Source organism: Streptomyces sp. 8L (assembly GCF_020176795.1).
GTDB lineage: Bacteria > Actinomycetota > Actinomycetes > Streptomycetales > Streptomycetaceae > Streptomyces.
Genome location: NZ_JAIUKE010000484.1, coordinates 1 through 8,917 on the forward strand (window position 1 = coordinate 1; position 8,917 = coordinate 8,917).

At 73.8% G+C, this 8,917-nt stretch carries 8 protein-coding genes and 1 tRNA gene; 7 read left to right on the plus strand and 2 right to left on the minus strand.

The window, feature by feature from the left end; genetic code table 11:
- The coding region (locus tag LCE31_RS31860) for an ABC transporter ATP-binding protein (protein ID WP_225020578.1) at nucleotides 1–346 on the minus strand (346 nt) is incomplete at its 3' end.
- Nucleotides 347–621: 275 nt separating this feature from the next.
- Here LCE31_RS31860 and LCE31_RS31865 point away from each other — a divergent pair.
- From LCE31_RS31865 to LCE31_RS31885, 5 genes are all read left to right on the plus strand, one after another.
- Complete coding sequence (locus LCE31_RS31865) at nucleotides 622–3,171, plus strand: beta-mannosidase (RefSeq protein WP_374118612.1); 2,550 nt, start codon at nucleotides 622–624, stop codon at nucleotides 3,169–3,171.
- A gap of 243 nt (nucleotides 3,172–3,414) precedes the next feature.
- Nucleotides 3,415–3,501, plus strand: a tRNA-Leu gene (locus LCE31_RS31870).
- Nucleotides 3,502–3,663: 162 nt separating this feature from the next.
- Nucleotides 3,664–4,215 (plus strand): hypothetical protein, encoded by a 552-nt coding sequence (locus LCE31_RS31875; protein ID WP_225020580.1) that lies wholly within the window; start codon nucleotides 3,664–3,666, stop codon nucleotides 4,213–4,215.
- Nucleotides 4,216–4,361: 146 nt separating this feature from the next.
- The gene (locus LCE31_RS31880) at nucleotides 4,362–5,678 is read left to right on the plus strand and encodes a sensor histidine kinase (RefSeq protein ID WP_225020582.1); all 1,317 of its coding nucleotides are present in this window, start codon (nucleotides 4,362–4,364) and stop codon (nucleotides 5,676–5,678) included.
- Entirely contained in the window at nucleotides 5,675–6,367 is a 693-nt protein-coding gene (locus tag LCE31_RS31885; protein WP_225020584.1) for a response regulator, read from the plus strand. The genes LCE31_RS31880 and LCE31_RS31885 overlap by 4 nt, the downstream gene beginning before the upstream one ends.
- Nucleotides 6,368–6,619: 252 nt before the next feature.
- Here LCE31_RS31885 and LCE31_RS31890 read toward each other — a convergent pair whose 3' ends face one another.
- Nucleotides 6,620–7,261 carry a TetR/AcrR family transcriptional regulator gene (locus LCE31_RS31890; protein ID WP_225020586.1) on the minus strand — a complete coding sequence of 214 codons (642 nt, stop codon included), beginning with the start codon at nucleotides 7,259–7,261 and terminating at the stop codon, nucleotides 6,620–6,622.
- A gap of 129 nt (nucleotides 7,262–7,390) precedes the next feature.
- Between LCE31_RS31890 and LCE31_RS31895 the strand changes: the two genes are divergently transcribed.
- Nucleotides 7,391–8,095, plus strand: coding sequence for a siderophore-interacting protein (locus LCE31_RS31895; protein WP_225020588.1), 705 nt, complete (start codon nucleotides 7,391–7,393; stop codon nucleotides 8,093–8,095).
- Nucleotides 8,092–8,917, plus strand: an 826-nt coding sequence (locus tag LCE31_RS31900; RefSeq protein WP_225020590.1) for an MFS transporter, incomplete at its 3' end; no start/stop codon positions are given. The genes LCE31_RS31895 and LCE31_RS31900, both read left to right, overlap by 4 nt.

Sequence of the window (8,917 nt, forward strand, 5' to 3'; positions counted from 1 at the left end):
TCTCGATCGCGTTCAGCGTCGGCAGCAGGTTGAACGCCTGGAAGATGAAGCCGATCCGGTCCCTGCGCAACTGCGTGAGCTGCTTGTCCTTCAGCGTGCTCAGCTCGACGTCGCCGATGCGCACCGAGCCTCCGGTGAACGAGTCGAGCCCCGCCACGCAGTGCATGAGTGTGGACTTGCCGGACCCCGAGGGGCCCATGATCGCGGTGAACTGGCTCTGCCGGAAGTCGACGGAGACGTCGTCGAGGGCGACGACCCGCGTCTCGCCCTCCCCGTAGACCTTCGAGATGCCGGCGGCGCGCGCCGCGGCGACGTCGGTCAGTCCGATCGGCGGGGACATGGTCATGGCTGGACTCCCGGGGACGAGGGGGTTGGGAACGGACACCATCGTTCCGGTCGCGGGTCCGCCGGGCGTCAGCCTCCGCGTCCGTTCCCGGGGGCGACTCGGGACGGACGCCGGGGCCCGCCGTACCTCTCCGGTATGACGGGCAACCCGGACCCCAATCCGGGGACGACCCCGAGGCGGCTCCGCTGAGATCTTCCGCCCGGGCCCTGTTCTCCATACGCTGGGTGCACTCTCTGCACCGTTCCGTCACAGCGCACGAGACCGGAAGGACACCTGTGTCCCGGACCGCCACCCCCCTGACCGACGGCTGGACCCTGAGCACCGGCGACGGCACGGGCCCCGACGCCGCCCCGCGGCACCAAGTCCCCCTGCCCGAGGGCGCCTTGCCGGTCCCGGCCACCGTGCCCGGATGCGTGCACACCGACCTGCTCGCCGCGGGCCTCATACCTGAGCCGTACGAGGGCGACAACGAGACCCGGCTCGACTGGATCGGCCGCGGGGACTGGACGTACACGACCACCTTCGACCACCCGGCGGACTCCACCGGTCCGCGTGACGACGACCGGGCGGCGGGCGGCGGTGAGCCGGCGGACGGCGCCGGCCCGCCCCGTACCGACCTCGTGTTCCACGGCCTCGACACCGTCGCCACCATCGTCCTCAACGGCACCGAGCTCGGCCGCACCGCCAACCAGCACCGCTCCTACCGCTTCCCGGCCGGCGCTCTCCTGCGCCCCGGCGCCAACACCCTCACCGTCCGCTTCACCTCGCCGTACGCGTACGCCGAGGAGCAGCGCGAGCGGATCGGCGCGCTGCCCGGCGCGTACGACGAGCCCTACCCGTACCTCCGCAAGATGGCCTGCAACTTCGGCTGGGACTGGGGTCCGACGCTGGTGACGTCCGGCATCTGGCGGCCCGTCGAGCTGGAGACCTGGAGCGGCGCGCGCATCGCGGACGTCCGGCTCACGCCCGACCTGGCGGAGGACGGTGTGCCGGTGCTGCGCGCCGCCTTCGAGCTGGAGCGCGCGCCGGGCGCGGCCGGGCCGTTCGAGGTCGTGGTGGAGGTCGCGGGCGCTCGCGCCACCGTGCTCGTGCCGCGCGGGCAGAGCGCGGGCGACGTCGACCTGCCGGTGCCCGACGCGCGGCTGTGGTGGCCGCGGGGATACGGCGAACAGCCGCTCCACGACGTGACGGTGACGCTGCGCGGGACCGGTGGCGACGAGGCGGCGGACGTCGACACCTGGCACGGGCGCACCGGATTCAGGTCCGTCTCCCTCGACCCCGACGCCTTCCGCATATCCGTGAACGGCGAGCCGGTCTTCGCGCGCGGCGTCAACTGGATACCGGACGACTGCTTTCCCGCGCGCGTCACCCGTGAGCGGCTCTCCGAGCGGCTCGACCAGGCCGTCGCCGCCGGTGTGAACCTCGTACGGGTCTGGGGCGGCGGCCTCTACGAGAGCGACGACTTCTACGCGCTCGCCGACGAGAAGGGGCTGCTCATCTGGCAGGACTTCCTGTTCGCGTGCGCCGCCTACCCGGAGGAGCAGCCGCTGTACGGGGAGGTCGAGGCCGAGGCGCGGGAGAACGTGACGCGGCTCGCCCCGCACCCGTCGCTCGTGCTGTGGTGCGGCAACAACGAGAACATCGAGGGCCACGCCGACTGGGGATGGCAGCGCGCGCTCGCGCCCGGCAGGACCTGGGGCGGCGGTTACTACCACGAGCTGCTGCCGTCGGTCGTCGCAGAACTCGATCCGACCCGCCCGTACTGGCCCGGCACCCCCTACTCGGGCACGCCCGACGCGCCCCCGCAGGACCCCGGGCACGGCACCGTGCACGTCTGGGACGTCTGGAACCGCGTGGACTACCGGGCCTACGCGGACCGGGTGCCGCGCTTCGTCGCGGAGTTCGGCTTCCAGGGCCCGGCGGCGTACGCCACGCTGCGCGCGGCCGTCGGCGAGGCGGAGCTGCGCCAGGACTCCGCCGTGCTGGCCCGCCACCAGAAGGCCCAGGACGGACAGGCGAAGCTGCTCCGGGGCCTCGGCGACCACCTGCCCCAGCCGTCGGCGGACGACTTCGACGCCTGGCACTGGCTGACGCAGCTCAACCAGGCGCGGGCGGTCGCGTTCGGGATCGGGCACTTCCGCTCGCACGCCCCGTACTGCATGGGCACCGTCGTCTGGCAGCTGAACGACTGCTGGCCAGTGGTGTCGTGGTCGGCCGTGGACGGCGCGGGCCGCCGCAAGCCGCTCTGGTACGCGGTGCGCGCCGCCTACGCGGACCGCGTCCTCGTCGTACGGGACGGCGCCGTGCACGCCGTCAACGATTCTCCCGAGGAGTGGGCCGGGACGCTGCGTCTGACGACGCGCGCATTCGACGGTGCGGTTCTGGCCAAAGAAGAACAGCGAGTACGGGTCACGGCGCGCTCCGTCGGGCACGTCGACCTGCCGTCCGAGCTGGCGGAACGGAACGATCCGCTCAGTTGCTTCCTCACCGCGGAGTTGACCGGAACACGCGCCATCCACCTGTACGCGGAGGACACGGTGGCTGAACTGCCGGAGGCGCGTTACGCGGCCGACGTGGCGCGCACAGGACCCGGTGCGTACACGGTGCGGGTGACCGCGGAGACCTTCGTACGCGATCTGGCGCTTTTCCCCGACCGGTTGGACCCGGCGGCGGAGGTGGACGACATGCTGGTCACTCTGGCCCCCGGGGAGAGCGCCGTCTTCCGCGTGACGGGCGCCGAGCTCGGCGATCCCGCCGCCCTCACGTCCGCTCCCGTGCTGCGCTGCGTCAACGAGGCGCCGCGCACGGCCGGCAAAAACGCGTGAGGGGCATCAGCGAGTCCACGCCACTTCCACAGCGTCACCGGCCGATTACTTTTCGTCATTCCGCCACGGAACCCGAGTCGGAGGGCCGCGGCGCCCGTGCGCCTCCGGCATGTGCCGCAGGCCTGTCCCCGGTGCTGACGCACCCTCAGACGCCAATAAAATAAGACAAGATCGGGTTCGCGCCCCGTTGTTGAACTGCCGCGTCCCGATAGGCTCGTGAGCCAACGCGGAGCCGCGCGCCACGCCCGGATGGTGGAATGCAGACACGGCGAGCTTAAACCTCGCTGCCCCTCAGCGGGCGTGCCGGTTCAAGTCCGGCTCCGGGCACCACGCGTTTCCCACCGCCGGACGCGAGCCCGTCCCGGACACCGCCCACCGCCGCCGCGCCCGGCAGGGTGGAGCCTCGCGCCTCGCGGGGGTGGAGTGGATTTCCACCTGCCTTCCACCCGTGGGTTGAAGGATTCCGCGGGCCCCGCGCGGATAGTCGAGGACATGACGCTCACCGACTGGATCATCGACATTCTCCTCCTCCTCATCGTCTTCCGGCAGCTGCGGGAGGAGCGGCTCACGGCACGCACGATCATCCTGCCGCTCGCCATCATCGGCTGGACGTGTGTCAGCTACCTGGACCACTTCCCGACCGCGGGCAACGACGTGGCGCTGGCCGCGGTGTTCGCCGGTGTCGGGGTCGCCTTCGGCCTCGCGGGCGGCCTGCTGACCCGGGTGCGCCACGCGGGCGGACACGTACGGATCAAGGCGACCGCGGGCGCCGCGGCACTGTGGGTCGTCAGCATGGGCTTCCGGCTCGCCTTCGCCGTCTGGTCCAGCCACCCCTCGGGCGCGGCCCACGTCGGACACTTCTCCGCGGCCCACGACATCACGAGCGGGCAGGCCTGGGTGGTCGCCCTCGTCCTGATGGCCTTCGGCGAGGTCATCGTCCGCCTGGGTACGATCGTCGTCCGGGGCCAGATACTCATCGCACGCAACAACCGGGACGAGTCGGCGGCCATCGCGCCGACGCCCCGCCCCGACGCCTACGTCTGAGTGCGGCGCCGGTACCCGGCGGCGGGTGGTGCGGCACAGAAGGAACCGGCGACCGGCTCGGTCGCCGGTCCACGGCGTCTTCCTGCCGGGCAGCGGCCTGCGTGTCCGGCGGGGCGGTGCGGAGCGCGGGCGAACGGAGTGCGGGGATGACGAAGACGCGGCGGACGCGGTGGCGGAGCGGCCCTACGGCCTGGAGGGCGTTCGAACGGCGTGATCTGATCGGCGCCACGATGTTGGTGATCTGTCTGGCGGTGACCGTGCTCGCGGCCGAGGGGACCACGACCAGAATCGCCGTCGGCGCCCTCGGGATCGGCGTGGAAGTGGGCTTGCTGCTGGATCGCAGGCGCCCGCCCTCCGTCCTGGGCGCCGCCGGTGTGGTGCTCACCATCGGCACAGGACTCGCCATGACGGTCCTGGCACCCGAGGGGCTCGGCGAGGTCCCGGTGCTGGTGGGCGCCGCCGCCCTGCCGCTGCGCCTGCCGCAGGGCCCCGTCCGCAGCGCGGCGATCGGCGTGGTCGCGGTCGCCTTCGGCGTCACGATCATGGAGATCAGCCACAGCCTGGCGGGCCTGCTGGCGGGCGCGGGCTCCTGGTTCCTGTCCAACCGTTCGCTGGAGCACGCGGCCCTCCAGACGGAACGGGACCGCGCCGTCGCGCTGCTGGCCGAGGTCGAGGCGTCGCGTCAGGCGCTGCAGGAGGCGGCGGCCGTCGAGGAGCGCGGCCGTATCGCCCGCGAGATGCACGACGTCCTCGCGCACAGTCTCGCGGGACTGTCCGTGCAGTTGCAGGCGGTCCGCGCCGTCGCGGGCCGTGAGGGCGCCCCCGCGGTGCTGACCGAGCCGCTCGACCGGGCCGCGCAGCTCGCCCGCGACGGGGTGCAGGAAGCCCGCGCCGCGGTCGGCGCGCTGCGCGCCGCACCCCTGCGGGGCGTGGCCGACCTCCAGGGCCTGATCAGGGGCTTTCCCGGCGAGGCACGCCTGCGCACCACCGGCGAGGGCGGCCGGGTCGGCCCCGACGCGGGCCACGCGGTGTACCGGGCGGTGCAGGAGGCCATGACGAACGCGGCGCGCTACGCCACCGGGAGCGCCATCGAGGTGGATGTGGCGTGGGGCGAGCGGGAGTTGCGGGTGACCGTGCGTGACCACGGGCGGCCGGCCGGCCGCGCGCCCTCGGGCGTGCGGGGCAGTGGCACCGGGCTGCGGAGCATGACCGAACGGATCGAGGCCGTGGGCGGCACCCTGGCCGCCGGCCCCGCGCCCGAGGGGAAGGGCTGGCGGATCGAGGCGCGGGTCCCGGTCGCGGATTCCGGCGGTGCCGGTGCCGGTGCCGCGGGCGCGGGCCCCGATGCCGGTCCCGGTACGGGGACATGCGCGGGCACCGGCGACGGGACCGGGAGGATAGGGTCCGTGGACACATCGGCCGCCTCGCGACGGCCGCGCGCGGGCGGGGAGGCGGACGCATGACGATCCGGGTGCTGGTGGCCGACGACCAGGCGGTGGTGCGGGACGGGCTCGTGCTGATGCTCTCCTCGGCCGCCGACATGGAGGTGGTCGGCGAGGCGGGCGACGGGATCGAGGCCGTACGGCTGGCCTCGGAGGCCAAGCCCGACGTCGCCCTCGTCGACCTGCGGATGCCGGGGCTCGACGGAGCCGAGGTGACGGCGCGGGTCGTCGCCGCGGACCTCGGGGTCCGGGTGCTCATCCTGACGACGTACGCGGACGACGACGCGGTGATCCCGGCGCTGCGGGCGGGCGCCGCCGGTTATCTGACCAAGGACGCCACCGGCGAGGCCTTGATGGCCGCGGTCCGTGACGTGGCCGCGGGGCGCACCGCGCTGGACCCCGCGATCCAGCGGAGGCTCGTCCAACTGCTCGTCAGCGAGCCGGAACCGGCCGCGTCCCCGGCACCGGCGGCCGGACCCGCGGCCCCTGCCGCCCTTCCGCCCGAGGCCGAGGGGCTCACCCGGCGGGAGATCGACGTCGTCCGGCTCGTCGCGGAAGGGCTCAACAACCGTCAGGTGGCCAAGGAGTTGGTCGTCAGCCCGGCGACGGTCAAGACGCACCTCAACCACATCCTCGCCAAACTGGCCCTGGAGGACCGCGGCTCGCTGGTCGCCTGGGCATGGCGGTACGGGGTGATCGACCGCAACTAGGCGTCCGGTCAAGGGGGTTGGTTGCGCCCTGGCCGGTCCTTGGTGCAGGGGGATCGGCCATCGGGCCTTGGTGCGCGGGGGCTCTAACCGGGTCTTCCGTTCACGGGGCCGCAACCGGGCCTTCGTGCGCGGGAGCCGTAACTGTGCCTTCATGCGCGGGGATTGGCCATCGGGCAGAGGGGGCGGGCCGTCGTGTCCCCGCCCGAAGCGCCATCGGGGGTTCCCCGGGAGGCTTTCGGCCCCGGTGCCGCGTCACCCGGTGGCTGCGGAAGACCCCTCGCCCGGCCCCGGCCCTTGGTCCTCCCCTTGCCCGGCTTCCCAGGCGCGCAGCAGGATCGCGGCGTGGTCCGCGACCACGGCGGACGGCATCGCGTTCCCGGTCTCCAGGATCACGGAGACGACCGGGCCGGTGAGCTGGGCGGCCGCCAGCGGCGCGGGCGGCATGGCCGGAGTGTGCGGGCGGACGCGGTCGAGCACGGCGCCGGTGGCCGTACCGAGGATGTCGGCGGCGCGGACCAGCGCACGTACCGCGGTGTCGTGCTGCGCCTCACCGAGGAGTGCCCGGTAGGCCAGGCCGGCCGGCGAGGTGGTGAGGAACGTGCTCAGCGCGCCGAGGAAGGCGGCGAGGTCGTCCGAGGGAAGCGCCCGCGGCTTCGTGGCCAGTTCGTGCGCGGCGTCCGAGGCGCTTGCCTCCAGCAGGATCTCGGCCTTCGTGGACCACCACCGGTATACGGTCTGCCGCCCGACGCCCGCCCGTTCGGCGATGCCCTTCATCGTCATCGCCGCGTAGCCCTGCTCGACGAGCATGTCGTCCACGGCGTGGAGGACGGCGACGCGCGCCGATTCGCTGCGGGGACGTCCGGGCGAGGCCTGCCCGTGCGGAGTGTGCGCCATGGGGCGAGTTTAGCAAGGCACGCTGTCTCGTAATTCTGCTAGTCTCATATCGAGGCACGATGCCTCGTTATGTGGCGGGGGTGCTCACCGGCGCGCTCCGCCGTTCCCACACGCCCGAGGGAAGTCCTCATGAAGACGATTCATCGCTGCACGGTGCTCGCCAGGCGGCACCTCACCCCCCGCACCGTCAGGCTCACCCTGGGCGGACCGAGCCTGACCGGGCTGACCCCCCGCCCGGCCCAGGACATCGAGGTGCTGCTCACCGACGGCGGGGGCGGCCGGGTCAAGCGCCGCTACACCATCCGCCACGCCCGCCCGGGAGCGGGCGAGTGGGACGTCGACGCCGTTCTGCACACGGGCGGCGGCCCGGGCAGCACCTGGGCCGCGAGCGCGGAACCCGGCTCGCCCGTGGAGTTCGCCGGCCCCCGCGGGAAACTCGAACTCAACCCGGCCCGGGGCCACTTGTTCGTCGGGCACGAGGCCTCCCTGCCCGCGATCGCGGCGCTGACCGAGGCGTTGCCCGCGGGGCAGGCGGCCACCGCCGTGATCGAGACCGGGTCGCGCGCCGACCGGCTCCCGGTCGCGGCGGACCGGGTGAGCTGGCTGGAGCGCGGCGAACGTCCGCCCGGAAGCCCCGAACTCCTCCTCGACGCGGTCCGCCGTGAGCTGCGCGCCGACCGCTACGAGCAGGTCTACGTCCTCGCCGAGGCCCGCACGGCCCGGGCGGTCCGTGACCTGGTGTGCGCCGCGGGCGTCCGGCCCGACCGGGTGTTCGCCAAGGGGTACTGGAACGCCGGCCCCGGCCCGTCCGCCGCGCCGGAGGCCCGGGGGTGACCGGATACGCGGGGGAAGCCGCTCCCCGGGGCGGCCTGACGGCCCGCCGGAGCGCGCGGGCCTTCCGGGGACTCCTCGCCGCCCGGCTGCTCGGCGCGGTGGCCGACGGCGTCATGCTGCCCTTCGTCATCCTGTGGGCGCATCGCGACGCGGGCCTCGGCGGGGCGGCGGCCGGTGCCCTCTTCCTCGTCCAGGCCGCCGGCGAGTTCACCGGCGGGCTGGCCGGGGGCGCCCTGGCCGACCGTATCGGCCACCGCAGGATGCTGCTGATCTCCACGACCGGCATGGCCCTCGGCTACGGCAGCCTGTTCCTGGCCCACCACGCGGTGCTCGCCCTCGGCTCCTTCCTCGCCGCCGGGCTCTTCGAGTCGGCGTTCCACCCCACCATCGCGGCGCTCGTCGCCGATCTGCACGACGACGAACACCTGCACCACGCCTACGGACTGACCCGTATGGCGGCCGGTGCCGGCAGCGTGATCGGCCCGATCCTCGGGGCCGGCGCGGTGGCCTTCTCGCTGTCCGGCGTCTTCGCCGCCGCGGGCGTCCTGCTCGCCGGGGCCGTCGTCGCCGTGTTCGTCGCCGTCCCCTCGGACCGGATGATCGGCGCTTCGGACCCGGCGATCGGCGCCTCCGACCCGGCGATCGGCCCTTCCGGCCGGGTGATCGGCGCTTCCGACCGGGCGATCGGCGCCTCCGACCCGGCGATCGGCCCTTCCGACCGGGTGATCGACTCTTCCGACCCGGCGATCGGCCGAGAGACCGCTGAGCGGAACGGCGGCTCCGCCGCGGGCGGGGACGGAGACGGGGGCAGGGACGGCGACG

Bases quoted from the DNA above. Each gene is read 5' to 3' on its own strand.
- LCE31_RS31875 (WP_225020580.1), top strand. From the start codon at position 3,664: ATGACGCTCACCGACTGGATCATCGACATTCTCCTCCTCCTCATCGTC.
- LCE31_RS31880 (WP_225020582.1), top strand. From the start codon at position 4,362: ATGACGAAGACGCGGCGGACGCGGTGGCGGAGCGGCCCTACGGCCTGG.
- LCE31_RS31885 (WP_225020584.1), top strand. From the start codon at position 5,675: ATGACGATCCGGGTGCTGGTGGCCGACGACCAGGCGGTGGTGCGGGAC.
- LCE31_RS31890 (WP_225020586.1), bottom strand. From the start codon at position 7,261: ATGGCGCACACTCCGCACGGGCAGGCCTCGCCCGGACGTCCCCGCAGC.
- LCE31_RS31895 (WP_225020588.1), top strand. From the start codon at position 7,391: ATGAAGACGATTCATCGCTGCACGGTGCTCGCCAGGCGGCACCTCACC.